This window comes from uncultured Paraglaciecola sp. (genome assembly GCF_937123705.1).
In the GTDB taxonomy this organism is placed as follows: Bacteria; Pseudomonadota; Gammaproteobacteria; order Enterobacterales; family Alteromonadaceae; genus Paraglaciecola.
This window is the reverse complement of record NZ_CAKZKO010000152.1, coordinates 1-25,723: the sequence shown is the minus strand read 5'-3', so window position 1 is coordinate 25,723 and position 25,723 is coordinate 1. Positions and strand designations below refer to the sequence as shown.

The window sequence follows — 25,723 nt, the reverse complement described above, 5'->3', positions numbered from 1 at the left end:
TCCTGTTAATACATTTTAAAAGTTTGTTCATTTGCAAAAGCTGAAACGGCCACCTTTGCGCTTTGTGTGATTCTTTGGAAAATATCCCGGGAAGGTGTGTAATCAACCAGGTTAGGTTCATTAATCACATCTCGTGCAACTGTATTCATGCTTCCTAACCCATCAATAAGTCCCATTTCAAGAGCTTGCTCTCCATTCCAAATTAACCCTGAAAACACACGAGGGTCTTCTTTCAATCGCTCACCACGCCCCTCTTTTACTCGGGCTATAAATTGTTTATGAGTTCTATCAAGTACGTCCTCCCAGAACAAACGAGTGCTATCATCTAGTGGTGCAAAGGGATCTAAAAGTGCTTTGTTTTCCCCTGCTGTAATTGCTCTACGCTCTACTCCAAGCTTATTCATTAACCCTGTAAATCCGAACCCTGACGAGATAACACCAATAGAACCAACTAAGCTTGCTTGGTCGGCGTATATTTCATCTGCTGCTGCTGCTATGTAATATCCACCAGAGGCACCTATATCCCCAATGACAGCAAATACTTTTTTATTAGGATAGATTTCTTTTTGATATTTAACTTCCTCGTATATACGCCCTGATTGGACTGGACTTCCTCCAGGGCTATTAATTCTAAGCACAACTGCTTTAGATGTTTCACTTTTAAATGCAGCTTTAATTGCTGGAATAAGGTTATCAGCATCAGCACTTGCGCCTGGTGAGATTTCTCCCCGAATGTTGATATATGCTATATGTGACTTTGCAGCTTCGTTACCACCAAAAGGAGATGGTTTAGCTGCTGATCCAAGCTTGAATACAACTAACATAACTAGAATAATTCCAGATGCACGCAAGATCTTTAGAAGCATACGCCACCTTCTGTCTTTTACCTGCTCTTTATGGAGCGTAAACATGAAGTCACGCAAAAGCTCACGCTCCCACGGCATTCCATTGTTTTTATCAGTCATTGAGGTTTCCTCTTTGTCTTTATTGATCATTGGTTTTTTGTTTGTATGGTGATCTAGGTTTGAATAGGCCCGGCGCTTTCTGATCACTGAACACTACAGCTTGTTCTGACGCTGCAAACTTTGAATTAAGCTCCGTGAGCATATATCGCGAGCGAGCTATTATTTGGTGTAAGGTTCTTTCTAGTAGTAAGGCATCCATTACTCGTGTGGGGAGGGCTATATCACGTACCTTTTCCACCCCTATAATTCGCATATGGTTGATTGATGCTGAATATCTAAACGCACCAGAGTACTCAAATAGATATGATGTTAAACTACCTCTCAACTTGCTTTTAAACCTCTGATTAACCAATTCATCGCTGTTAATCAAAAGATCATGCTTGTCTACTCCCAACTCTTCAGCTGCTTCTAATGCAAGTTGACGACTTACCCAATAGCCACGCTTGAAGCCTAATTCATTTAATTTTTCTTTTGAAACACCTTTTTCTTGCAGGATTGAGTAAGCATAAGGAGCTCGTATATCAGTCATGTGTAACCCTCAAATAAGTTTTTAAAATATCAACAAAGTGTAAAGTTAACTGGTTAACAGTAGGGCTTATTAACTCTTTAATGCTATCCATTGTGTGAAGGCACACTAAATAAAATAGCGGACTAATTACAATAGAAGTAAGAGACATTGCAACTGCTGTTACTACCGCTTGGCGGCAAATCGGTAGTAACCATGGAAATAACGCGCACTGTGCAGCAATAATGCAACCCAAAAAACCAAGTTCAGGAAATACTAATGTTTGGATTGCTATAAATACGCATTGAGCAAAACCTGCTTGCATAAGCTTACTATCGCTTATATGTTCCGATTGAACATTGTTATGCTTGGTCTTCACTTACTTTCCCTTATCATCTCTAAAGTAACGCTCATGTATTTTAGGCACCTCTTTTAATATTGTTTTTGCAGCCTTGGTATTTATTTCGTGTAATTTTTTTAAGTTCCCTTCACCTTTATTGTTGATATATATTTCAACAATAAACCAGCTACCCTCTATTGTTTTCGCGATAACCTCAACACCATCAAGTTTATTTATGTCTTTAACCAGGACTACTTCTGAGCGCTTGCCTACCCACTCTTTCCCTAATGCGTTTATTTTTAATGCTTCAAAAACAGCCCGGGCCACGATTCTGTTTCTTTTCCAAATATAAGCTGGAATTACTTTGTACAGTAAAAGCCATGTTGTAGCGCTGAGGATAATACTTATCCATATATGCCCAAAAATAAGGGCAGCAAATGCGAACGTTATTACGGCGGTTAGTAAAATTTTTTGATTGAATGTCATAACCCCTCCCTACTGTTAACAGTACAGGAAGTTGGGGATATGCAAGGATGTGGTTCTGCCCAAATTGGGCGATTAGAGAAGGAGCATTAACTTTTAGTGTAAGTGGCCGTTGCAGGTGCATTTTGTTTTTACTGAACCATCCTTTATAGCTTTGTACCGATACCACAAATTAGATATGTGCTTTTCAGAAATCAGCTTTACTGGTATGTAGCGAATAATTTCTTTTGAATCAACGTTTACAACTACGCGAATATAACCTGTATTACTTACTTTGAATTTAGCACCATACTTTTGTGCCAATATTATTCTATACACTGAAAGTTGGATAATATCTGATTTGTACACCTTGAAAGAGCTTCTTGTTTTAGTGTCCACTGTGATTAGAACATTGCTTTTGGTTTTAAAAACTTGATCTACACGACCATGAAGCGCTACTGGGGTTTTAGTATTGAGTTCGCTCTCGTTCAGAAATATACATGAACCTCTAAGGTTTCGCGGCATATTTTCTTTATTCCACCAGCTATAGACAGCTCTTAATTTTCCGAGCTGTTCTAACCGTACAGTTCTCCGTAGTAAATCAGCCCTGGCAATTACTACTGGTATTACCAACAATGCAAAAATCCAAACTATGAAATCATGCATAAATACACCTTCACTTATTATGAGTAACATTTGGATTCTCTAGTACGAAGTCGCTTGAAACTTTCACATGTGAAAGTTTTTCTACTGTTGCTAAATCCAAAAAATCATCTGATTTTAGTTCGCCTAGGTCATTTGATGTGCTTTTATAAAAAAGTGTTGGTTCTGAACTTGGATGAAATACACCGTGAGGTATTTTATCCTCATCACCAAACCACATTCTCAACCTATAATCGATAATCCACCCATCAATCAATTCAATCCATACATGAGGTGTTACACAGTTGCCAGAAGTAAGATCGGATACATAACCCACCACACATCGATGTTTAATTCCTGCTTTATTAAGTATTAAGCTTATTGAGCAAGATATTCCATCGCACTCCAATGGTAGGTCATCTAAAGCTGACAAGATTAAGCATAGCTCCTCATGCCAGTTACTAAACCCTGGGTCAAACTGTTCTAGCTTGTTCTTATTTAGTGCTACGTGGTGTTTTACCATATCACCTTCTTTTTTGAGTCTTTGTAAGTTGGTTTTAAAGGCCCATAAGTCACATTGTGATTTTAGGTAAGATCACTTTATTGAATATCAGGGCTTTCTAAGGACTGTTTTAAGGCCCATTTGATTTTAAAAATTGATTACTAAATTTTGTCCCCCTATCAGTAAATTTATATACTGGTTTTTTTCAGGAGCTTTATTTTATTAAAGTAGAATTTATTAACCATCACAGCATTATAAAACGATACTCTAATAACGCAAGTAACTAAAATATTTTATCGATCATTTGATAGTTGTAACGAAGGGGCTTTTTACTATTTCTTGGTTTGAGGAATGGTATTAATGATTTGATTTACTTCATTGTGAGTTTTGAAAGGTTTTACGCAGCGCCGCTTGATTACAAGTCATTCTTCCGATCCTTTAATGAAGGGTGTAATAGCTTCGTCTAACCACTTGCCTTCTAAATATCGTTGAAAAGTATTGTTGGCAGCATTTATCAGAACTGGAGTAAATGTATATTCAATATCATCATGGAATTTATTAACTAATTTTACTATTTGATTTTTTGCCTTTTCAAGATCTGAACTAGCTTTAAGCTCTTCACTTCTATCTGTAGTGAAATTATGGCTGTAACACCGCCTCAAATCACCTGTAGCTTCCTTCCTTACGTAATGCACCTCATTGTGGGTAGGCTTGAAAATATAACCAATAAGATATTGTTGAGCTTGTTTGGTAACCATTGGCTTTCCTTTAAAATGTTAATTATCTTTTTTAATACTTACACAAAAAATTCCATTGTTCCATCAGTTTAAATTAAACTGTCAAGCCCTGTGAGGCCCTGTATGCTGCTTTTAAGCTTTGCTCTTGTGTTTATTAAGGCTTTGTATCATTAAAGCCATTAAGCTTGTTGTGAGCCTTCCTGGTAGCTTTAAAATGGAGATCAAAACAAACCTCTGCCGATCACTATAAGATCGTTTCTTGGATCAGCGTAGACTTACCCTTTGTTACCCACCATGTTTTGATTGCACGTTATATCTTATTCGCTTGCATTTAACCCAAGCATAATCAGATTTACTAGATCTTTATATTTAGTTAATGATCAACTCTAGTTCAAGTCTGTACTGAAGCTGCATTTCTTCAAGTTGTTCATTTTTTCTAGCTTTATAGGTTAATAAGATCTTTTGGCTAGGGTTAAAGAGGGGCTAAAGAAGGGTTAGGGGTGAAAAAAGCACACTTAACCTTATGTTTTTAATGAAAGACTCTTCATCAACCGATGCTCTAAACCTCTAGGAACCGATGCTCTAAACCTCTAGGAACCGATGCTCTAAACCTCTAGCCCTGTTTTTTGAGGCTAATATATCCACAGCTTGTTCTAGTTTTTTCTTGATTTCATACACATTTTTGATAACCGATGCTCTAAACCTCTAGGTTTTTAACCGGTATTTCCAAACCGACGCTCTAAACCTCTAGGTTTTTAACCGGTATTTCCAAACCGATGCTCTAAACCTCTAGGTTTTTTAGTGCTTTTTTTAACCGATGCTCTAAACCTCTATAAACCGATGCTCTAAACCTCTAGGGTCTTTTGGTCTATTCATACCAGTTATCCACAGGATATTTTAGTATTTTATGAAAAAAGCTGTGATATTAGACTGTTTTTTATCCATTTAATGTATGTTCTGATGTGTCAACCCTTGTTCACCACTGTCAATCGGTCAAACCGATGCAGCAAACCTCTATACTCTACTTTAAACCGATGCAACAAACCTCTAGTTATAGATCAATGACTTAGGTTGTTTTTGTGCTTTAAACTCTGCTTCTCCTAGCCTTGAAAGAGGGATTTTCTGGGGTTTATTCGGAAAACCGATGCTCTAAACCTCTAGTTATAGATCAATGACTTAGGTTGAAATGTGCTTTATTTCACCTGTATTTAGGTGTTTTCAGGGGGTTATTTTGGCTCTATCTGGGAAAACCGATGCAACCAACCTCTATTCCCTGTATTTAGGTGTTTTCAGGGGGGGTTATTTTGGCTCTATCTGGGAAAACCGATGCTCTAAACCTCTAGTTATAGATCAATGACTTAGGTTGAAATGTGCTTTATTTCCCCTGTATTTAGGTGTTTTCAGGGGGTTATTTTGGCTCTATCTGGGAAAACCGATGCAAGCAACTATAGGGTTTAGGTGGTGGGCCGTAGATAGCGCTTTTAAAAACTAGTTAAAGCGCTATCTATCCTGATATCACAAAGGTTGGCCGTTGAAGTCATCTGCCACTAACTTGCTTCTTATTTTAAGCGAGCTTTTTCTTTGATTTGCCTTGATAACCTCTTTAACAAAGTTAGGGTGCGGGTATATGGTGTATTTTGCATCCGTAACTTTTTGCTTGCCTTGAAGCACTTTTACTTCTTCGTAATCTAAAATAACTTTGTGTTTCTGCAGGGAGCTCAAAGCACTTCGCATTGCCCTTAGGTTCTCCCCCATTTTTTTAGTAAGCCCACGCGGACTTTGCTCAAGGAAAGCCACTAAGTTTGGCTGATATGGGTGCTTATCGCTAGCTTGTGTCCAGTATTGAGCCATCCTTTTGTAAAAAAATCTAGCTAGTGGGGATTTGATATCCATACCGATTTGATAATTGTACTGGCGAAACGTTAAGTTCATTATCGACTCATTTACTAGCGGGTTAAATTGAACGTAGCACTTAGCTTCAGCGCTGTTTGCAACGTCCTTTTTTGTTTTTAGCCCAAGTAATCCGAACAAGCTAGAGTTAATAACCGATTCGCCATCTTCTGAGTAACACTCAATGACGGCACCGCGACAAACAAACAAAGCCTCTTTGACCTCTTCAAAGCTATATGTGTGACCCATACGCTCAAGCTCTTTCAATAGTTCGTAGAAAGAGAAGCTAACACCCGCTTTATCGTTGATGTGAACTCCTTTGCCATTTACGGCTATTTTCCGGAGAGCATCCTCAACTAATTCTTCGCGCTGCCCTGGGTATATCAAAACAGTTCTATCACCCTTATCTATCAGGGCTGGTCTTAGCTTTACTGTTAATTTATTACCCTTAATTGTACAATGGCGGGTTAAGCTAGCTGATTTTAAATCCTCATGCTCCCGTGATTTACCCCAAACATATTTAGGTATGGCATCGTATATCTCTACAGTGTTGGAGTAGTCAGGTCTTTGCTTCGCAGGTACATCTATGACAGAAAACATATCCATTTGCTGATTTTTCTGTATGTTTGTATTGATAGAAAGTTCCTCACCTAAACTTTGTTCTGTTATGTCGCTGCTCTTAGTCATTGGTAGCTCCTACATGAATACTTTTATTAGCAAGATCAGAAGCCCGACTGCAAAACTTACCGTTACGATTAAATTGGGTATTGTGGACTGGTTATTGTAATCTATTTTTGTAAAAAATATTGCTTCACGTTCAAACTGATCGTGAGCTGCGTTGCCCCGATCAATTGAGCTTTGATTCTTATTTTCTTTGCGTTTAAATTTAAACGAACTGCTTGTATGGCTGCGAGGGCTAGGTTTAATAAGCTTTTCGCACTTACCTAGCTTAGCTAGTTCAGTTGCTGGAATTGAAGTCATTAATTATCTTCCTCATTGTTCGGAAAGCACTGATTTACTACTTTATTGTATTCACGTAAGTTCTTTTTAATAGCAGATAACAGCGCAGAACGTTTTCTGAGAAGCGCATATCTATCTTCAACAGTGTTAATTTCTTTCTGAGCCCATTCTGGCTCTTTTTTGAATAAAGCCCTGCTATAGCGATACCCACTCCCTTTAGGTATGTAAGTTGAATACACCTTTCTAGGCTTGCCTTCACCTTCACCTGGCTTTGTTCTATTCTTAAACCATTCAAATTGCAGTGTGCCTCTTAGAAATCTAACGCGTGTACCTACATAGCAATAGTTATTAGGATCGCCATCCTCTCTTGCTGATAGGCTAGCCTCCCAGTACGAGTCCGCTTGTTTTCGAGCATCTAAAGCAACTACTAGTATCTCATTTTGCACAAGCTCATCTAGCGTGCTAACAAAACCCCTAGATTCGACTTCAAGCATTTTGTCAGTAAATAAAAACCTTTCATCTTCAAATTTCCGCTCAATTAAACGTTGCAATCTTTGTGTCATTTTGCTCATAATAAACCTCATGGAACTACCCAATCACTTCCCAAACAACTATCTATCTGGGATTGTCATGCCAATATCCACGAAGGGAAATGGGTAGTTTATCTCGCCTTCGGAGAAAAAGGGATTTATATTAAAAATCACTTGTTTCTGGGATTTAAGTTCTCGATTGGGTTTCACCATAAAAATCAACATGGATTTAAATATAAAACTGCTTATTTCTGGGAACCATCGAGCAATATCAGTTTAGCAAAAATAAATATAAAATGTAAACCTTAGTTTAAACTGCTTCTTTCTGGGATTTATATTGAAAATTACTTAAGGGTGCACGTATTTGTAATGCTTTCAATGATATTGACCATTTAGTTAAGGTGAGTGTATTAAAAACCAATCAACCAACTGTTTAAGGGTGAAAAAAATCTGAATATCAGCCAAGATTTCCATTGCCAGCCAGGATTTAAAGGCTAACCCCTCAAAAAAACAACCAAAAGGCCCCCAAAAAGACCCTATACGCCCAAAAAAGGCAAATACACACCGTAAGAATGCTTCATCGTGTTGCTAATATATGCATAGAGTCTTTTTAGAGGGCTTTTAGAGCCTTTACTTATTGGAGAATGTTATGTTTGTTATGGGTCTGGATATTGGTTACTCAAATCTTAAGGTTTCAATGGGTACTAAAGGTGAAGATATTAGAACCAAAATATTACCTGCAGGTGCTGGTAATATTGATTTAATGCCTCGAAGTGTTGGTGCTGGTTTAGGAACCGATTTTTTACAAGTTATTATAAACGATCAAAAGTGGGCCGCTGGAGTTGAACCCGATAGGTTGCAAGGATGGGAACGTGAGCTACACAAAGATTATAAAAGTACAGATGTATATCGTGCACTTTTTTATGCAGCGCTACTAGTTTCAGAGCAAAGCGTAATAGATGTGCTAGTAACTGGACTGCCAGTTGATCAGGCGATGAAAGATGAACAGCGACAAGAGTTGGCAGACCTCCTCAAAGGAGAGCATCAAATAACGCCTAAACGTAAAGTTACAGTTAAAGACGTTATTGTTGTTCCTCAGCCTGCAGGGGCTTATATGGATGTAGTAAATAGCGCTGTGGATGATGATGTATTAGATGTTATACAAAATGGTAAAACAGTTGTGATTGACCCTGGTTATTATAGTGTGGACTGGGTGGCGCTTGTTGAAGGAGAAATCCACTACAGATCATCTGGCACAAGCTTAAAGGCAATGTCACGATTGATACAGGTCGCAAACGAACTTATCCATGATGACAATGGTGCGGCTCCAGGCATTGATAAGATCGAAAAAGCAATTAGAACAGGTAAAAGTTATATATATCTCTTCGGTCAAAAAATTGAGTTAAAAGAGTACATGGAGAATGCTTCAAACACTGTTTCACGCGAAGCCCTAACATCAATGAAAAAGACAATGCGTGATGATGGGATGGATGCCGATGTTGTGCTTTTGGCTGGTGGAGGTGCGTCTTCTTATATGGCCGCAGCAAAAGAATTATTTTCAAAAAGTAGAATTATAGAGCTTGAAAACTCAGTGCTTTCAAATTCGAGAGGCTTTTGGTATTGCGGTTAATAATGATTATTTTTTTTATTACGCTACATCGTTGCTATATGGGGGGTGAGAATGGATAAAAGTTGGGATGGAAAGTTCTCAAATTTAAAAATTTCTAAGTTAGCATTTCCGGAGCTCTACCAAGAGCTTAAGGATTTGCAGCATAAAGATAGAGGGGATCGCTTGAGGTTTTTGGCAATGCTAGGGCTTTATTCTTTGCATAATTTGAGCCACAATAAAATAAGGTCTGCCTCATTTGAGTGTGAACAACCCTCAGCAGAAGGTATTCCTTCCTCTACTGAGGGTAAAGTTGATAAGTTGCAAATAAAGAAAAGCGAGCTTAAAGACCGTTTGCTGAGTTCAATGGGGGATAAAATTTAAAGTTCAACATGAGAACATAGGTAATATGAATAGCTTAAAATCTAATAATAAATCAGATAAGCAAATTAAAAATGTTGATGGATTGACTACTAATGAAAGAAGGGATGTGGTTTTATCTGAATTGAAAAGAAAAAGTAAACTCCGGACGATTTTCAAAGATTGTGAAGCATCAGAAATAAAGGAGATTTTGGATCGGATTGAGTCTGTCTTTGAAGAGAAGTATGCAGAGGAAACGTTAAAAAAGCAAAAGCATGAGAAGATGCAAGAGCGAGCTCAGGGGATACTGAGTGAAATGGAAGAAAAGGGAATAGATATGGAGCTATTGCAAGAGCTCCAATTTAAAAAGGATTCTTTATCTGTTCCCCCACCTAAAGTTAAGTATATGAAGGATGGAGCATCTTGGTCTGGATTGGGAAGAAGACCTACACCATTTAAAGGGCTTTCTGATTATGAGCTTGAAAAGTATAGGAAGTTAAAGGATTAAAATAAAGGATTAAAAAAACCGATGGTTTTTTTAATCCTATATATATGAAGCCTAATTTTCTATTGCTGTAGTTTCTTCAAGATTTTTATTCTTACATCTATTCGGTGGTTCATAACAAAATGGACAGCCGATAGCAGTGCTTTGATTCTGTGATGTAAAATAACTACATTGGCAATTAGAGCAGATATCAAACATTGCTTCATTAGATCTCAATTCTGATGCAAGACACCAAGCGTCAGATATAGTAAATGCAGCATTTCTAACGCTTGGTTCTATTGCAGCTAGTTCACACAATAAAGCTTGGTACATTCGATATGCTCTATCCAATGTATCAATAGATATTGACGTTGTTACAGATTCTCCTCCTACCTGCCTATACAGCTGCATTAAAAGAGAAGCGTGTATTTTTGATGCTTGATTGAGCAATAATGTAGCGCCGCTTCTTGTTGTTCTTGTTGTTCTGTTTTTTTCCAGTTTAAAGCCATCCCTATCAATTTCCTCATAAAGCCTACGCACTTGCTTATCTGAAAGCCCAGTTTCTATAATTATTATGCGAGTAACATAACCCATCAAAGCCATCTGTCGCGCCTCAATCCAGCGTTTTAACCTCATCTTCTAACCCCTAACTTTGATATGTAAGAGATTGATTGTTGATATTTCTTATAAAAATACCTAGCGTTAGATGGGCCCTGCTCAGTTGAAAGTAAAGGCGCTAGAATCTTAGGAGAGAAACGCAGGGTAAATACAGTGCTTGTTATTGTTACAAGATGCCTAAGTTGGTTATCAGTAGCTTTGCTAATTGCTAGAGCTAAGTCCGGACATAAACCAAAGGCTGTGGCAGCAATGTGGTGATCTTTTTGTGCAATTTGCTTTAAGAGAAGCCAGTAAGCTGTGTCAAACTCAATTCCTTGAACCTGTGACAATGTAATAACTGGCGAGTACTCTTCTTGTAGTTTATCAAGAATAATTTGTTTGTTGGTTCTTAGCTGGAAGCTAATTAGCACACCAGAAGCAAGACGAGATAAAATTGACTCGGTTGCAGTTGCAAGAGCGTTGATAGCCGATTCAGGCAGTGAAAATTGAGTGTTAACCTTTTCTGGGTGGCTTTTAGCTAATGACGCCATTAAAGCCCATAAGGTTAAATCGAATTCATGTATATTTTTATCTGGGCGCTGCTCTGAAATTTGCAATGCTCTCATATCTAAATCAGTTATCGTGATTTGAGGCATAACGATTCTCCCGTAGATTTGAAATTTGATTGTAAATAGAGAGCACTCGCTTACCATAAGAGCGCAAAAGAACTTTATCTTTCCAGTTGTGGTATCGGCCAATACCTAGCTCAAGATCACCTGATGCTGATGCGATTGTTTCGCTAAGTATTTTAGCGCCGGTATTTAGGTTAATTACTGGGTCAAGTAAATCTTGAGGACTCTCAACCCGGTGCCCATGCCAGAAAAGGTTTATTTGCATCAACCCTATATCAATAGAAGCTTTATTGCCTTTATCTTTAATTAATTTAGCTAATTGAGCGGCAGCCTCATCTTTATCTAAAGCGTAGTATGGTTGCTTAATGGTTCTTAGAGTCCAGGGCCATGGGGATACGTTATTATCACCTCTTGCGTAGGCCGACTCTGCTAATGCAACGGAATACAATAAAGCGGGATCTAGGTTGTATCGCTTTGCTGCTAATTCAAACTCGGTTCCAGATAAATCAAAGGCGCTTACAGAAAACACAGATGTAGATGCTATTGTGAGTGCAATAGAGATAATTTTCTTTTTCATTGCGCACCGCCTGCCAAATTTCTTCTTGAGATAGGGAGTATTATGTTTTTATTTCTACCAGCATGCTCATAGCGCTCCGGCCAAATCGCATTGGGTGCTACTCCCAATGCACTTGAGATGACATACTCCCAGCGAGGATTGCTGCGGACAAGTGCAGTTGAAAGAGCTTGCCTTGAAACATCGTGCTCTCTTGCTAGCTTAGCTATGCTAATCCCTCTTATTTTTAACTGATACTTGATCCACTCCCTTCTTTTCTCAGTGTCTTCAGGGATGCTGGCATCAATGATATGTCCATTGTTCATTCTGCTTATCTCACTTTTTATTGAATAACAGTAAATAGAAATTCAGATTTATTATTATCTGTAAAGTCGGAACAGTAAAACTCTATATCAAGAACGTTAAAACATCAATGATTTGGTTTTATAAACTGCGTTTTGTATTTTCCATAAAGTGCAACTATCAGTTGTTGAAATTGCACTGTCCGTATGGTCTACGGGCTAAAAGCTATTAATTTAATTTTGATTCAGTATTTAAACTGGGTTTGGAAGTGTTAAGAAAGTGCGTTACAGGTTGTTTGTAAATAGGGTTGTTATCAGCATGCTATTGTCGCCCAGCAATAAAGTGTGAAGCGATCACCCCAAGGTTAGATTCTTTATTGTTTACCCACAGCTATATAGGAGTTTATTTAGAATAGAAATTTAAGGGTTTATTTAGAATAGAAATTTAAGGAGGATATTTAGAATAGAAATTTAAGAGGTATGTTTAGAATAAAAATTTAAGGGGTATATTTAGAATAAAAATTTAAGAGGTATGTTTAGAGTAGAAATTTAAGGGGTATGTTTAGAGTAGAAATTTAAGGGGTAAAGAAGTTTTGGTTTGAGTCACTTCTGTTTTTTAATGAGTGTCATGCTAACAGAGGGAAAGTGCCGTACAACACTTGCCTGGATAGTATAGTATTGACATTCCAAGCTTTAGTCAACCCTGTAAACAGATGACAACCAGTAAAATTTGTAATGAAGTGTAACTAAAAAATATATAAAGGAGTAGTGATAAATTGCTAGTTATATATTGAAGAAAAACTTTCACATGTGAAAGTTTTTGAAGTAGCCAGGTTGCATTATTTTAGTAGGTGTTATACTTAAAGTATTAAATAAAGGTGGGGATAATAATGATTGAGCCTAAAGTGAAAAAAACAATGCCTAAAGATTTTGCTGTATATTCCGGTGTGATGCTAATGATGCTAGCAGGAGTGTTTTTATATAATGTAAATCCAGTTATAGCAACTGTATTCATTATCATTCTGGCTGCTTACATTGCTCTGAAAGCGTTAAATGTAGTGAGGAAAAGTTTACTAGCAATTTTGTTTCTTTCATTCGCGTTGGGGATGCTAGAGATTCATTTTGGAATTGATAAAAGTTTACCTATATCTTGGGTAGTTGGGTTTGTTATCGGTTTTATTTATGCTGTACTTGCATTTATAAAAGAGTTTAAGAAAATGATAAAAGGGTTTACTTCCTCCCGTATTGAGTTAGAAAAGCCAGAGTCGATGAGTTATTCCTATGATTCAGCATCAGGTAGTCCTAACTCTGAATCAAGCGACCCCGCCTACCATGCTGATAACTTTGGTTGGGGTATTACAGGTCGTGGTGGCGTCAATGGTCGCGGCGGAATAAACCCAATCCATAAAGATAATGACCCTCATGGTTTTTGGCTTTAAATACGAAAAAGGCAGTTTATAACTGCCTTTTTTATCTCCTTGTTTGTCATAGGGGGATCTGTTACATGACCCCAGTCCCATTCCTGCCTGTGCTATTATTATAGTGTGCGATGCCACCTAAGTAAGCGCCTGATAGTTCAGAACCAGCTCGTGCAGACTCAGTAATAGTATCTGTTAGATGATCTACAAACTCTTGGTTTTGCTCACTCAATACTGGGGCACCAGTTTCATCTCGCATAATAACCCCATTGTCATCTCTTTCTGCATAAGTAGATGCTAAATTTTGGATTGCAGCTTCACGCTCAGGGCTGTCACTGAAGGTGTTTTGATCAAATGAGTGAGCGTAAACTTGAGCCTGCTCATCATTTAAGCCTCGACTTCTAGCTTCATCATAAAAATCACTTCTAAAGTCTGTGCCATAATTTTCCTTAAATGCTTGTACTGCAGCATCACCTCCTGTGTCATAAGCGTGACTCATCGCTGACTGATACACCATTCCTTTCTCTTCTAGTGACATATTTTTTAGATCACTAAACCCTATATCGCCGTTAACTAGCTCCATTCCCGCTGCTGCCGCACCCATTATAGAGCGCCCTGCAGTTGAAAGTCCTGATAAGACAGACCCTCCAAACCCTGACGCCTCCAGTGCCGCATCATCCATGCGAGCTGCTTGCATTACTTCTTTTCTTAATTCAGGGTTGTTTTCCATATCATTAACCCGTTGGTCGAAATTTGCAGACGCAACAGTAAGACCATCACTGCCAGCTTTGAAAACACTTTCACCAAAGTTATGAGCTTCCTCCATCCTGCGGCCAACCCATCCTGCAGCATTTTCAACGCCGCCATAAAACTCAGCTGCGCCCATTCGGCTGTATTCAGGCCCGTTATTCATAAGTGTTTGTCGAGCAGGAATTTCAGCTGCTTGATTTCTTTCTGTCTGCCAATCTGCCGCTTGGTTTGCAATGGTTGATGAGTTTTCATCTGCTTCACTTGTAATTGCAGGTGGCGCATTTCTACTGCTTACAGGGTCAGAATGTGTTGGATAGCCATTTTCAGGAATAACAATACCATTAGCAGGGGCTGTTGCGCTTTCAACGCCTTTAGTGGCTGCTGTTACTTTACCAGTCAAGCCATTATTAACAGTTTTTTCAATACCTGAATTGTCGTTGTAGCCACCAGCATTCCCTGTTGCAAGCCCTAAGCTTTTACCTACAGCACCTAAAGCAGCATTAAAGTTATTTTGATATTGCGTGTCATTTGTCCCTTCATGGTTATTTGAGTTTTGTAACGCTTTTATTCTTGCTGCTGCAAGAGCAGAGTTATTATCTAAACCATATCCACCCTCTGTTGATGGCGCGCTATAGCGTTCATATAGTTGCTGTGCTTCTTGCTTGGTTTCGGCGCTTACTCCACCGCTATTCCAATAATCATTCAAGTCAGACATAGCTTCATTATTCCCTGCTACTTGAGAACCAACATCACGTAGCCTGAGGTTGTTTAGGCTACCAAACTGATTATTCAAAGACATAGCTTCCGAAAATGAGTTGCTGGTACTATTGAGATTCTGGGAAGCTTCAGTTAGCGCCATTGCTTCATTTTTACCTAGGCTCTTGCTTAAAGATTGACCGCTACCTGTTGATATTGCTCGTGCTAAGTTATTTGAAACTTGAGATTGTTCCTGTTGGCTAAAGCGAAGAGCGTCTGATATTGCGTTACTTTGCCCTGCTGCCGTAGTTCTAGCATCTGAAGTTTCTTTATTGGCACCAGCTGAGATTTTAATATCGCCTCCTACATCAGCTGCCACTTTCCCTGATTTAGATTTACCGCTTGTATTATTTTCAGATCTTGATTGGGTTCGGCTTGCCTTGGCGTCAGGGCTTGCGTTAGGTGATGGTTTTTGTTTGGTTACTTGTGTTTCGCTTTCTCCCTCTGTATTACTATTCGCTATTTGCTCAAGTAGAGTAGTACCCGCTTTAGCCGAAATCGCTCCAGTAGCAACTGCGGAAACAACACCTTTCACAGCATCTGAATGTTGTGTGCCTATAGATGTGTTTTCCATTATCTGATTAGCTCTCTCATTGACGATGCCTTCAGAAGTTCCATGCATAGCAGAATGAGTTCTACCAATGGAGGCAGCCTTGTCATAGCTTTCATTACTCATTGTGCCGCTAGAAAAGTTAGTCCCTAGCGACTGTGCAAAGCTGTTTTGCGCCTGTGTCATATTCTGCTTGGCTGAGGTGGTCATATTGCTTAATCCAGAGCCAAATGAAATAGAGCCCATTAGACCCGCAGCACCAGAAGAGGCCATGCCTGTTAAATCACTATACTCATTTGATGAAGCCGCCTGAGCTATTGGGCCATTAGATACCAAGTCTTTACTTTGGATTTTTTCATCAATATGATCTTTACCACTAATTCTTCCAGCTAAACTCGTTAGTGCATAGGTTGAACCAGTAACTACGAATAATGATATTATCGGTGTAGCTGCTGCTAGCATGCCGCCGGTGGCTATCCAATGTTGAAGCTGATCAGCTCCAGCATTCAAGGCATAAATAGAAGTGAAATCGCTACCGAGGCTGCTCATCTCTTTATTTGCTGCAGTGTGGATGTAGAGGTTTATTATGGACATTACTGGCATCCATAATTGTATCCAAAGTAGTGTTTGAAAATACTTTGCTGCTAAACCAATACCGAAGCTACCTAAAACAATCAGAAACCCCATTAGAGGAGTTATCGCATAAACAAAGCCTTCAAAGAAAGTCATCATAGGACGTACAATTGTTAGGAACATGGATTGCTCTGCTGCCCATTGAGTATTTCTTTGTTGAATTGCCTGATTAATCATTGTAGCAGAGGCCATATCCTGAAAATCCGCATAACGACCTTGTGCCGCCTCATAGTAGATAGGCTCCAACACTGCTGCTGTTAGGTACTCTGTTCCTGCGGTAGCGGTAACACCTAGAACCCCTAAGGAGTTGGTAACATATGCCTGACCTGAGCTACCAGTGTATGTATTATCAATACCAAGTACATTTAGTATAGCATCGGACATAGGAGCGCTATTGATGGCTTGGGTGGTTTTACTTACTAATAATGGATAAGCTTCTGAGCATGTATAATCTTCACCACCAGCGGTTCCTACATAAAGTCGAGTGCCGTAAAGGTCAGAGTTAAACCTTAATGCATCAGGTAGCTTTTGGCTCATTATGCTATCTAATGACTTCTCCTTAAGGTCAATCGCTGTTAGGGCACACTCTCGAATATAATTATTCCACGATAGGCGCATATCTGCATCGCCACCTGTAGCCATATTCATAGCTGTATACACAGGTGTTGAAGAAACACCTCGCCGGGTGTTATTTATTATTTGCAATGATTCAGCAAAGTGGGTTTCTGTCACGTAAGGTACAATAACTCCATAACCTTGTTCAAAAAGGCTGGTAATGTTATACCCAATTGATGAGATAATCCCACCGGCAGCCCCTACACCAATAGGGACATTATCAACTACTCGAACTTGACCCGAAAACGAGTCCTCTATAACGACAGTCGTAGTAGGTATAAAAAATGCGGCATACAAGATGTACCCAACAAAAATTTGATGATAATTTATTTCTTTAGCGCCTTGAAAAACACTCTGAACAAAAATCAAAATAACACCAAGCAACAAGCCAACGCTTACCATTTTCTCAAATGAAGCCATAGACGTAACCATTGCTACGGCCATGAGAATTTGCTCTAGGAAAGCAGCATCGCCGGTTGAATATATTTCAAACATAAATTACTCCTGTGATGCCTTATTCGTTGTCAAACTACTTAATGTGTATCGTTGTTTCCTGATGTTATTAAGCAAAGTGTTATAATGTTCTATTAAAAAGGCTACATCGCCATGTTGTGATCGCAATTCCATGAAGTCACTGCGAACTTTTCTTTGTGAGTTGCTAATCAATTCAAATGCAGTGTTTTGATGGGGTGATTTTGATTGGCTGACCACAAGAGTTACAGCCCTAAAAAGCTCTTCTGTAGTTGTGTACACCATAGTGAGCGCAATTGCATTAGATGCCTTAAGGGCAAAAATTCGAGCTGCATCTTCAGAGAGGATAGCTAAGTTTCTTACAATAGTGCCCGCACCGGAGGGTAAGTTTGAGACAAAGGCTTTTTCCTTATCAGTCAAAGTCCCCTGGTTTCTCGCGTATTTAGTTATGATGCCTGGGTTAGAGTTTGTCCCTAAAAGCATATCTTCTACTTGCTTACCCAGCCCTTTTAACGTGATTGTTACATCCGTGGGGTTGAAGCATTTATCGCTAGTATCGCACTTATAAACTTTTACAGAGCCACCATCTAAAATAGAACCTAACAAATCAGGTTTAGCCGGCTTAGTTATGAGTGGCATTATTTTTTCAGCGTCTGCAGGATCGCCTACATGCGTAGGATCAACTTCGGGAGGCATTTTAATAATAGTCCCTGTCAGGCTCATCATTGTCTCTAAAAGTGATTCATCACCATAAGTAAACCATGACTTTGCGTTCTGCCTCTTAAGTTGTTGCCATACTATATTTCCAATTAATTCTGATTTTAGAAGCTCATCTTCGCCAAGCATTGACTCAGGTGACTGTCCAGATTCAACCTCCTCACGCGAGCTGAAAACATCTTTAACTAACCCTTTACCGGTTGCAGTGATAGAAGCATCTGTTTTCCCTTTCATCTCGTATGCAGAGGTTACATCGTTAACTATACCTTGAGCTAACTGGCAAGAGTTGCCTAAGTGCTGATTTAAAGCTTGTATTTTCTTTTGAAATGATTCAATGTGTTTAGAACAGTCTGGACATACGTTATCGAGCGCCAGTTGAAATGCATACCCTTTAGCATTTGCGGCAACCTGCCGAAGAAGCTGCACTATCTGTTCGGATGATACAAAACTGAACGAACCGTTAAACATATCAATCCCTCCACAGCCTCCTTTCCAAGAGGGTGGAGCGAAGCTGATTAAATTTTCATTGAATATTTTTGTTTTTTCTGTGTAACGTCCTCCAGATAAAACCCCTCGTCTTTGTGTTTTAAACACACCTGGTGAGGTTGTGTTGCTCATGCTGCTAAATATACTATCAAGTTCATCCTGTAGCCCGGCATGACTTAAGCTGGGGAAGGTTAAGGCTGAAACAGCAAACGTAACGGCCACTGCTGTTTTTTTCATTCTCTTATTCCAATAAATCCAATGGTTCATACTAATTATCCTCGTAAAGTTTTTGCTTTATGAACTCGGCCAGCTTTTCTGGGGGTATAAAGTTTGTTTCTTGATTGTTTGTATCTTTAGCTATGTTAGATAACTTGTAAGATTGCTCATCTAAAAGCGCAGCTATATTGCTATCCAGATTAAGAATTGGTTTAGTTTTATTAAACTGTTCGTCAGTTATCCAGCCTCTACGCTTAGCAACTAAAATTATTCTGTGCTTTATATCAGCAAGGGAAAGCACGCCTTGAGATATTGGTTCTATTTCATGATTTTCAGAAACTAAATAAAGCGCCGGGTATGCGTTCACCCCAAGCTTCTCAGCTTGACCATCATCTACTTTGAAATTTGGAAAAACATCATTAGGAAGTGGTTTGCCATCAACAGATATTGGTAAAATAGTAAAGCCATCCCTAGCAGCGAGCATTTTTAATATAGGTGCTTGAGTCCGGCTTGTTCCTGAGTCAGAGCGGAAAAAGAAGAAAACACCAGCTTTCTTTGCAATACTGCGTGCTAGTGAGTCTTTTTCTTGACCAGCCCAGCGGTCAAGCTTCTGGGATGCGAATGTAGCTGATGGGCGTCTTGTCTCTTCATCTAGGAATGGGTCACCTACAACAGCTAGTTCGGTTGTATCTGCAAACTGCTCACTTCTATCCATTGCATAACGTTGGAGGTACATGTAAACCCTAACATTTTCAATTGTTGGGTCGTTCCATGCTTTATCTTTGTATTTAGGTAGGTTTTCCCGAAACCAAGCAGCTGAAAATACCGATGGGCCCTGAATAATTTCTTTTGGTTCAATAGGGCTCTCAGCTTTTGGCGCTGTGGCTACAATCTTTGGCTCCACTATTTCTGGTTCGGGTTTTTCCTCTGGAATTTCTTCTTTATACCAGAACCAACCCTCAGCTTTTCGTTCGTAAAATCGTGAGTTTGATTCGCGATCTTGTGAAAGTACAGGAGGCGTAAGAATTGCGAGCCCTAATGCAAATAAAATCTTTTTGTTAAATCTCAACATAAGTCCAATACATATTTATGGGGTAGCATTGGATGTTACTGGATTTTAAGTGAGCAGTAGGCATGCAAAGCAGCCCAAAAAGGGGCAATAGAGCCTTCTAAGTGTAAATTTATAAAATCTTTAGCTCATACCACTTCATTTTTACTGGCTGCAACAGCTTTTGCATAACGTAAAACTTGGGCAGTTGAATCGTTTATGACCAGTAGTTTTTTAGCTCTAGTGCTACTCACGTAAAGGAGGTTTATTTCATCAATTCTATCTTCATCTTTTAATTGTGGATCTAGTACATCCAGGAAGTCATTATTCAATAAAACAGCGTCCCACTGTAAGCCTTTACACCGATGTGCAGTTGATAGTGTAATATCTGCATCATGCTCATCGTCTACAGTTTGTTGAAGTATCAATTCTATGCATTTAGGGGGGTTTTCAAAATTTTTTAAAAGCGTTATAGCTCGTGACATTTCGTTATCTTTAGTTGCTTTCGCTATTGATTTAAAGTCATTAAAGTCATCAAACTCTCTCACTATCATTTTGTCTCTAACTTTATTGTATTGTTGTTTAGAAAACCAAAACAGGTCTTCAAGCTCAGATAATTGGTAGGCATTAACACCGCCAACCCAGTATAGTTTTTTTCTCTCTGTAGCTGCTATGAGGGCTTGAGTAATTACGCCGCGTACAGTTCGGCTTAGTATTGTGTATTTATTAATGTTGCTTGGCATTGATTTAAGAACCCTGTCTTCACAACCTCTTCCAATAACGCTCTTTTTTTCATTTTTTAACATTAAAAGAGCATTAGCAACTACTGCAATTTGCCGTCCAAACCTAAAGCTGTGCGTTAGGTACAATGTATCTGCGTTATTTAAAAGTGAGTTTTGCAGTGCGTTATTTGCACCGCGAAATCTGTAAATTTGCTGGTGGTTGTCACCTACATAAACTATCTTGCAATCTTGCTGCAATACAATGTGGTTTGTTACTGGATTCGAGTCCTGTGCTTCATCAAATAAAATGGTTGTATATTTATTAGATAAATCAGGTAGCGATAGTTGGTATAGTTTTAGGTAGCCATCGTGAGTCATTGGGAATGTATTATCGGTGCAAATCATCTTTTGCCAAATCATTTCAGCATTATCTAACACTGACGCTCGGTACATTACTTGGCTTCTACTGCCACCTAGCTCACGGCAGTAATGCCCCTCAAGAATGCGACTATCATCACTAACGATATAGGTGTTTAAGGTCTTTGAAATGTCTTTTACTAGCGACCAATTGGCTTCAGTGTTGGGTAAAGCCTGAGCAATGTCGTTCAATCTTAAGTTATTTCTTAGTTTATGGGTGTAATTGCGGCCTACTGAAGCAAAAGCTAACTGATGTGATGTTTTACACTCTACATTTTTGGGGAATTTACTGACTGCTTCATCGCGGATAGCTCGGTTAAAAGCTAGGTAAAGCATTCGTTCGCTGTTATTTTCCAACGCATACTTTACTAATGTAGATGTTTTCCCTGTACCTGAGAAGGCAATAACCTTTAGCCTTCTACCTTTATATGAAATAATTTCAGACTGTTCAGGCGTGCTGGTCTGTATTTTGGTTAACGTGTTTTCATTCATTAATACTTACTCTTGCTTTTAAGTACATAGCAAGAACCTCTCAAGTCGATATATACTAGGGGCTGTTGATCTTTCACATTGGCAGCCAAATCATTGAACATGCCAGTGCTAGCATGCTCTCAAATTGCAATTTTAACTTATCGTACCTTGTCGCTATAGCACGGAAATGTTTCAGCCTTGCAAAAGCATTTTCAACTAAGTGCCTGTATTTATATAAACACCAGTCTATATCACCATTTCCAGTTTTTGAATTCTGCTTTCTAGGTATTATGGGGGTTGAGTTCTTTTCTCTAATTTTATCTCTAATAGCTTCACTATCATAACCCTTATCAGCGATAACAAAATCACCTTGAGGTAATAGTTCTATCAGTTCATTAGCCACTTTACTATCATGAACATCACCACCTGTAATAATAAACTCAATCGGTAGACCATAACTATCAACAGCTAAATGTATTTTACTGGTATTGCCACCACGACTTAAAGCAATCGCTTGTTCTTGCTTAGAAGCCGCGCCTGCACTATGTTGATGAGCTTTAACGTAACTACCATCAATAAATTCCCACTCAGTATCGCTATTCTTTGCTAGTGATTTGAAAAGTCTCACTAATATTCCTTTTCTTGACCAAAGTAAAAATCGACGATAAATCGTATTCCATAAACCAAAACACTCTGGTAAATCACGCCAAGGGCAACCTACACGTAAACGATATAAAATTCCTTCCATTGTTTGTCTGTGTTCAAGCTTGTTATAGACTCTATCTTCAAGCAAAATAGCTTTTAGCTTCGACCACAACTCATCAGTGAGCATTAATCGGGGCATGGTAATCTCGTAAGGTTTGTTTTTGGCGAAGTGAATTATACGAGATTACCGCTTACGTACAAAATTCAAACAAAGATCAACAACCCCTAGTAACATGCGTTCACTATCATATATAACAAAAGTTAAGTAGTTAAATTACCCAACTCATCAACTAAGTCTTTTATTTTAGAAACAGCGCTCCATTTTGCATCAAGAGCTTCTTTAATACTGTTTGAAACTCTCTGTATTTTATCTTTTTCATTATGGATAGGCAAAGTTAGCTCTTTCCAACGATCACCAATGTTAGGTAAAGTTGTTTCAATAAGAATTTTGTTTTTTGCTTGTTCTTGAGTAATCCAATGGCTTAATAAGTAAAGTAAATAATATGGAGTTATACCGTGGTTGTTTTTATTAACGCGCAGCACTAATATTTCTCTTGTAAGTAAAACTTCTTTATCATGAGGTGACACCATGGCCACACTACCTATACGATAACTGCCTCTTCTAACATATACTATATCCCCGACTTGTAGCTTTTTGCTATCGGAGCGCATTTTAGTGAAAACCTCTAAAGGTATCTTTGAAGTAGGATCTTTGTAAATTTCCCAATTTACAATATCTTTTACTCTTATATATGGTACATCTCCTTTTCCTTTATTTTCCGACTCAGGCGAACCATGGCCATCAAAATGAGAGATAATACCTTCTTTAATCAAGTCTTTTATTTTTAATAATGAACAATCAGAATCAGCAGCAGCCCTCGCTAGTTGTTCTTCTTTTTGTTTCCAGTAATACCTTGGAACGTATACTTTAGAAGAAGATACTTTTGATGAATCTACCCAAAAAGTATAATCACCATCTATAGTTTTATCCTCTTCTATTAATTTAGAAGTCCAGTTTTTCAGTTCACTCTTTGGTAGATAAGACTTAAGGGCTTTAATCTCTTTCAGGATTGGGGTACAGTCATCCCACAACTTATTAGTAGACTTTTTTGTTTTAAGATCCCAACGAAATAACTCTTTTCCTTGATGGTCATGTCCCATCTCTTCTGCGACACACATTAATATTTTATTCTGTTGCTCTACATTTTTCTCTACAAACACTGCTATACATTTAGCATTATTGTGAGGTCTAAATGTGTTGTGTGGCAGATCAACTAAACAAAAAATATTATGTTGAGCTAAAAATTGCATAACATATCCAGCTCTTGGAGCATGGAAGTATGTCTCAGGAATAATTAGCCCAAGTCGACCACCATCAGCAACTAAGTCAAGGCAGCGTTCAACAAAGAGTATCTGAGGAGGCATCTCTGTATTTCTCTTTGACTGCGCTATAAATTGCTCACCATCTTTTTTCCATTTCTTTGCAAGCTCATATTGAGCTAACTTATCTGTTCCTATTACTTTTATATCTTTTCCAAAAGGTGGATTAGCAAGTAAACAATCAAATGAGTCAAAATGGACAGCTTGTTGTGAAGCTCTAGACCAATTCGAAGGTTTTTCTAAACTATCTTCGCAATAAATACCGCCTTTACCATCACCTAAAATTGCCATATAGGCTTTTGCTACTTTGGATAAGAAAGAGTCTTTCTCGATACCAAATATTAAACTCATTGCAGCTTTTTGTTTTTCTTCTTGTAGAGCTAAATCATTCCATCCGAGGCGTTTCGCTTCGGTATCTTGTTTTGACCATACATGTTTTAGAGATTCGACTATGAAGCCACCTGTGCCACAGGCTGGGTCAATTATTGTCTCTTCTGTCGATTGCTCAATAATATCAGCCATAAGTTTGACGATATTTCTTGGTGTGAAGAATTGACCTTGTGGACCTTTTAAAGCATAGCCAATAAAAGTCTCAAAGGCGTCAGCGATTACGTCTCTTTCGGCATCAATTAAACTGAAGTTTTGAAGTTGCCCTACCGCGAAGTATAAAGAATTGTCATCTAAGGAAATAGTATCGTTGAAATCGATGACATCTTTGTATTTAGCTTTAACTTTATTAAATAATTCCTTTATTCGTTGAGCGACAACTTTAGGGGATTCATCTATACCAGCCCTGAAATCAACTTTGTCCTCTGGCGCTTTAAATTTTTCATCATATATTTTAGAAAAAACAAGGTTAATTAACTGTTTTGCTAACTCTTCATCGCGAGTTGTACCGACGGCATTTCCCGCTAGGTGATTTCTCAATAATTTAAATACGGTTTTAAGATTGTGTGGAGCCTTTAAATCTTTACGATAAAATTGACCAATATCTTCTAATCTTTCACCTTGTTTTGGAATGTTGGGCAATTTTGAAAAGTGTACACCATCTCTTTTAATATGTTTTTGTACATAAATTGGAGCATCGATACCGTTAAACCAAACACCCAAAGTAGCATGAGAAAGCCTTAGGTAATCTTCCAGTTGTCTTATTCCGTCTTTTTCCGATCTTTTCTTACATTCGACTATAATATATAGATCTTCATCTCTTTTTTTATTATCTTTAAATATTGCTATATCTAAAGGGTATGCTCCTCTAGTATCTGATGGAGAAGCTTTAACTCTATATTGGGGTCTTGTTTGAATTTGTTGTTTATCATACCCATAATCGTCAACAAGTATTTTCGAGAATGGTTGAGTTGCTTCAACTTCCTCTGCACCAGCTTTAACCTGAGCTCCAGAGATATAATCAATTATGTAGCCGTCTTTTAATTCCACAGTAAACCCTAAACTTAAATCCATATTTTGTAGAAGCATATATTAATGTATATAGTTTACTATTTATATATGCACATATACATTTAATTAAACCACGATGGCTTTTGGTTATTAAATACTGATGCTGAATTAGAGTGGGGGTTTATGTATGGTAAAAATGAGCAAACACTCGCTTTAAAAAAACCAGAGCTTTGGCAGCAAATTATTGATGGCAATGTAGAATATGGTTCGCACTTTTTTAACCATAGTCTTTATACCTACCGCCGTTTTTCTATTTTTTCGTTGTGCGAGAACAAAGGTAGAATTAGCAATGCTGACAAAGAATTAATTATTCTTATAAGTACTGACACTTGTGGCTAGCTTTGGAGCTTCAACTTCAATGCCTTGCAAATCTGAAGGTGAAAAATATAGTGTATCATTCTGTATTAAAGCAGAGTGGTCTACAACATTTTTCACAACACCTGCTTCAATATCAGCAGCCAGTAAATTTACTGAAAAAGCACTAGAAAGCAAAGCAAGAGCTAATAACGTTTTATTCATTTTCATAACAAACTCACTTGAACTGTTATTTTGGTTAATCATATTAACTATAAATTCAAAAATTGGTTGAAAAACAGGCTTAAGGTTCATTTCGAGGGGATGGGCACAAAACCCCTATTACTTACAATTGAAGCATCTGTATTTGCCTTTTTTGGTATAATTACCTGTGTTAGCCAATTGTATTTGCACTACCGAGCTGAAAACACCTCAATAGTTACCCCACCAAAGGAGCCGATAACTTCTGATGCCACTTTATCAGAGCGTATTTTTCTTTGTGATCTAGCATCAAAATCAGTTAAAGCTTTAAGCTTAAGCTCATTACTT

The 25,723-nt window shown here is 38.3% G+C and carries 25 protein-coding genes; 4 read left to right on the top strand and 21 right to left on the bottom strand.

Annotation, left to right across the window (positions count from 1 at the left end):
- Nucleotides 1-5: 5 nt before the first annotated feature.
- The 10 genes from sppA to mobI all read right to left on the bottom strand — a co-directional run bounded on the left by sppA (nucleotide 6) and on the right by mobI (nucleotide 7,575).
- Nucleotides 6-965: a signal peptide peptidase SppA gene (sppA, locus tag Q0688_RS20575; protein ID WP_299081859.1), complete on the bottom strand. Its 960-nt coding sequence runs from the start codon at nucleotides 963-965 to the stop codon at nucleotides 6-8.
- A gap of 19 nt (nucleotides 966-984) precedes the next feature.
- A complete protein-coding gene (locus Q0688_RS20570; protein WP_299081857.1) occupies nucleotides 985-1,494 on the bottom strand; it encodes a hypothetical protein in 510 nt (169 codons plus the stop codon).
- Nucleotides 1,487-1,849, bottom strand: coding sequence for a hypothetical protein (locus tag Q0688_RS20565; RefSeq protein WP_299081854.1), 363 nt, complete (start codon nucleotides 1,847-1,849; stop codon nucleotides 1,487-1,489). The genes Q0688_RS20570 and Q0688_RS20565 overlap by 8 nt, the downstream gene beginning before the upstream one ends.
- Nucleotides 1,850-2,296 (bottom strand): hypothetical protein, encoded by a 447-nt coding sequence (locus Q0688_RS20560; protein WP_299081849.1) that lies wholly within the window; start codon nucleotides 2,294-2,296, stop codon nucleotides 1,850-1,852.
- 93 nt (nucleotides 2,297-2,389) lie between these two features.
- Nucleotides 2,390-2,938 (bottom strand): PD-(D/E)XK nuclease family protein, encoded by a 549-nt coding sequence (locus Q0688_RS20555; RefSeq protein WP_299081845.1) that lies wholly within the window; start codon nucleotides 2,936-2,938, stop codon nucleotides 2,390-2,392.
- Between the two features lie 10 nt (nucleotides 2,939-2,948).
- Nucleotides 2,949-3,437, bottom strand: a complete 489-nt coding sequence (locus tag Q0688_RS20550) for a hypothetical protein (RefSeq protein WP_299081842.1) — start codon at nucleotides 3,435-3,437, stop codon at nucleotides 2,949-2,951.
- Between the two features lie 401 nt (nucleotides 3,438-3,838).
- Nucleotides 3,839-4,174 carry a hypothetical protein gene (locus Q0688_RS20545; RefSeq protein WP_299081839.1) on the bottom strand — a complete coding sequence of 112 codons (336 nt, stop codon included), beginning with the start codon at nucleotides 4,172-4,174 and terminating at the stop codon, nucleotides 3,839-3,841.
- 1,494 nt (nucleotides 4,175-5,668) lie between these two features.
- On the bottom strand, nucleotides 5,669-6,730 hold the full coding sequence (locus Q0688_RS20540) for a plasmid replication protein (protein ID WP_299081836.1): 1,062 nt from the start codon (nucleotides 6,728-6,730) through the stop codon (nucleotides 5,669-5,671).
- A 9-nt stretch (nucleotides 6,731-6,739) separates the two neighbouring features.
- Entirely contained in the window at nucleotides 6,740-7,024 is a 285-nt protein-coding gene (locus tag Q0688_RS20535; RefSeq protein ID WP_299081833.1) for a hypothetical protein, read from the bottom strand.
- Nucleotides 7,024-7,575: a conjugative transfer protein MobI(A/C) gene (gene mobI / locus Q0688_RS20530; RefSeq protein ID WP_299081828.1), complete on the bottom strand. Its 552-nt coding sequence runs from the start codon at nucleotides 7,573-7,575 to the stop codon at nucleotides 7,024-7,026. Before mobI ends, Q0688_RS20535 begins: the two co-directional genes overlap by 1 nt.
- Before the next feature lie 607 nt (nucleotides 7,576-8,182).
- Between mobI and Q0688_RS20525 the strand changes: the two genes are divergently transcribed.
- The 3 genes from Q0688_RS20525 to Q0688_RS20515 are packed head-to-tail and all read left to right on the top strand — an operon-like array spanning nucleotide 8,183 to nucleotide 10,007.
- On the top strand, nucleotides 8,183-9,163 hold the full coding sequence (locus tag Q0688_RS20525; protein WP_299081825.1) for a ParM/StbA family protein: 981 nt from the start codon (nucleotides 8,183-8,185) through the stop codon (nucleotides 9,161-9,163).
- 51 nt (nucleotides 9,164-9,214) lie between these two features.
- Nucleotides 9,215-9,523, top strand: a complete 309-nt coding sequence (locus Q0688_RS20520) for a hypothetical protein (protein ID WP_299081822.1) — start codon at nucleotides 9,215-9,217, stop codon at nucleotides 9,521-9,523.
- Between the two features lie 25 nt (nucleotides 9,524-9,548).
- Nucleotides 9,549-10,007, top strand: a complete 459-nt coding sequence (locus Q0688_RS20515) for an H-NS family nucleoid-associated regulatory protein (RefSeq protein WP_299081819.1) — start codon at nucleotides 9,549-9,551, stop codon at nucleotides 10,005-10,007.
- Nucleotides 10,008-10,058: 51 nt separating this feature from the next.
- Here the strand turns inward: Q0688_RS20515 and Q0688_RS20510 are convergent, their stop codons facing one another.
- The 4 genes from Q0688_RS20510 to Q0688_RS20495 are packed head-to-tail and all read right to left on the bottom strand — an operon-like array spanning nucleotide 10,059 to nucleotide 12,091.
- Nucleotides 10,059-10,619, bottom strand: a complete 561-nt coding sequence (locus tag Q0688_RS20510) for a FlhC family transcriptional regulator (RefSeq protein WP_299081816.1) — start codon at nucleotides 10,617-10,619, stop codon at nucleotides 10,059-10,061.
- Nucleotides 10,616-11,236 carry a transcriptional regulator gene (locus Q0688_RS20505; RefSeq protein ID WP_299081813.1) on the bottom strand — a complete coding sequence of 207 codons (621 nt, stop codon included), beginning with the start codon at nucleotides 11,234-11,236 and terminating at the stop codon, nucleotides 10,616-10,618. The genes Q0688_RS20510 and Q0688_RS20505 overlap by 4 nt, the downstream gene beginning before the upstream one ends.
- Nucleotides 11,214-11,789: a transglycosylase SLT domain-containing protein gene (locus tag Q0688_RS20500; protein WP_299081810.1), complete on the bottom strand. Its 576-nt coding sequence runs from the start codon at nucleotides 11,787-11,789 to the stop codon at nucleotides 11,214-11,216. Before Q0688_RS20500 ends, Q0688_RS20505 begins: the two co-directional genes overlap by 23 nt.
- The gene (locus tag Q0688_RS20495) at nucleotides 11,786-12,091 is read right to left on the bottom strand and encodes a helix-turn-helix domain-containing protein (RefSeq protein ID WP_086957805.1); all 306 of its coding nucleotides are present in this window, start codon (nucleotides 12,089-12,091) and stop codon (nucleotides 11,786-11,788) included. Before Q0688_RS20495 ends, Q0688_RS20500 begins: the two co-directional genes overlap by 4 nt.
- Before the next feature lie 866 nt (nucleotides 12,092-12,957).
- On the opposite strand from Q0688_RS20495, the gene Q0688_RS20490 reads away from it, so the two are divergent.
- Nucleotides 12,958-13,506 carry a hypothetical protein gene (locus Q0688_RS20490; protein WP_248473958.1) on the top strand — a complete coding sequence of 183 codons (549 nt, stop codon included), beginning with the start codon at nucleotides 12,958-12,960 and terminating at the stop codon, nucleotides 13,504-13,506.
- A 61-nt stretch (nucleotides 13,507-13,567) separates the two neighbouring features.
- Here Q0688_RS20490 and Q0688_RS20485 read toward each other — a convergent pair whose 3' ends face one another.
- The 7 genes from Q0688_RS20485 to Q0688_RS20455 all read right to left on the bottom strand — a co-directional run bounded on the left by Q0688_RS20485 (nucleotide 13,568) and on the right by Q0688_RS20455 (nucleotide 25,405).
- The gene (locus Q0688_RS20485) at nucleotides 13,568-17,284 is read right to left on the bottom strand and encodes a conjugal transfer protein TraG N-terminal domain-containing protein (RefSeq protein WP_299081801.1); all 3,717 of its coding nucleotides are present in this window, start codon (nucleotides 17,282-17,284) and stop codon (nucleotides 13,568-13,570) included.
- A gap of 3 nt (nucleotides 17,285-17,287) precedes the next feature.
- A complete protein-coding gene (locus Q0688_RS20480) occupies nucleotides 17,288-18,700 on the bottom strand; it encodes a conjugal transfer protein TraH (RefSeq protein WP_299081798.1) in 1,413 nt (470 codons plus the stop codon).
- A 31-nt stretch (nucleotides 18,701-18,731) separates the two neighbouring features.
- A complete protein-coding gene (gene traF / locus Q0688_RS20475) occupies nucleotides 18,732-19,751 on the bottom strand; it encodes a conjugal transfer protein TraF (protein ID WP_299081795.1) in 1,020 nt (339 codons plus the stop codon).
- Nucleotides 19,752-19,876: 125 nt separating this feature from the next.
- Entirely contained in the window at nucleotides 19,877-21,358 is a 1,482-nt protein-coding gene (locus Q0688_RS20470) for a UvrD-helicase domain-containing protein (protein ID WP_086957797.1), read from the bottom strand.
- 73 nt (nucleotides 21,359-21,431) lie between these two features.
- A complete protein-coding gene (locus Q0688_RS20465) occupies nucleotides 21,432-22,181 on the bottom strand; it encodes an IS5 family transposase (protein ID WP_299081785.1) in 750 nt (249 codons plus the stop codon).
- A gap of 122 nt (nucleotides 22,182-22,303) precedes the next feature.
- On the bottom strand, nucleotides 22,304-24,859 hold the full coding sequence (locus Q0688_RS20460) for an N-6 DNA methylase (protein WP_299081780.1): 2,556 nt from the start codon (nucleotides 24,857-24,859) through the stop codon (nucleotides 22,304-22,306).
- A 324-nt stretch (nucleotides 24,860-25,183) separates the two neighbouring features.
- On the bottom strand, nucleotides 25,184-25,405 hold the full coding sequence (locus Q0688_RS20455; protein ID WP_299081777.1) for a hypothetical protein: 222 nt from the start codon (nucleotides 25,403-25,405) through the stop codon (nucleotides 25,184-25,186).
- Nucleotides 25,406-25,723: the final 318 nt, after the last annotated feature.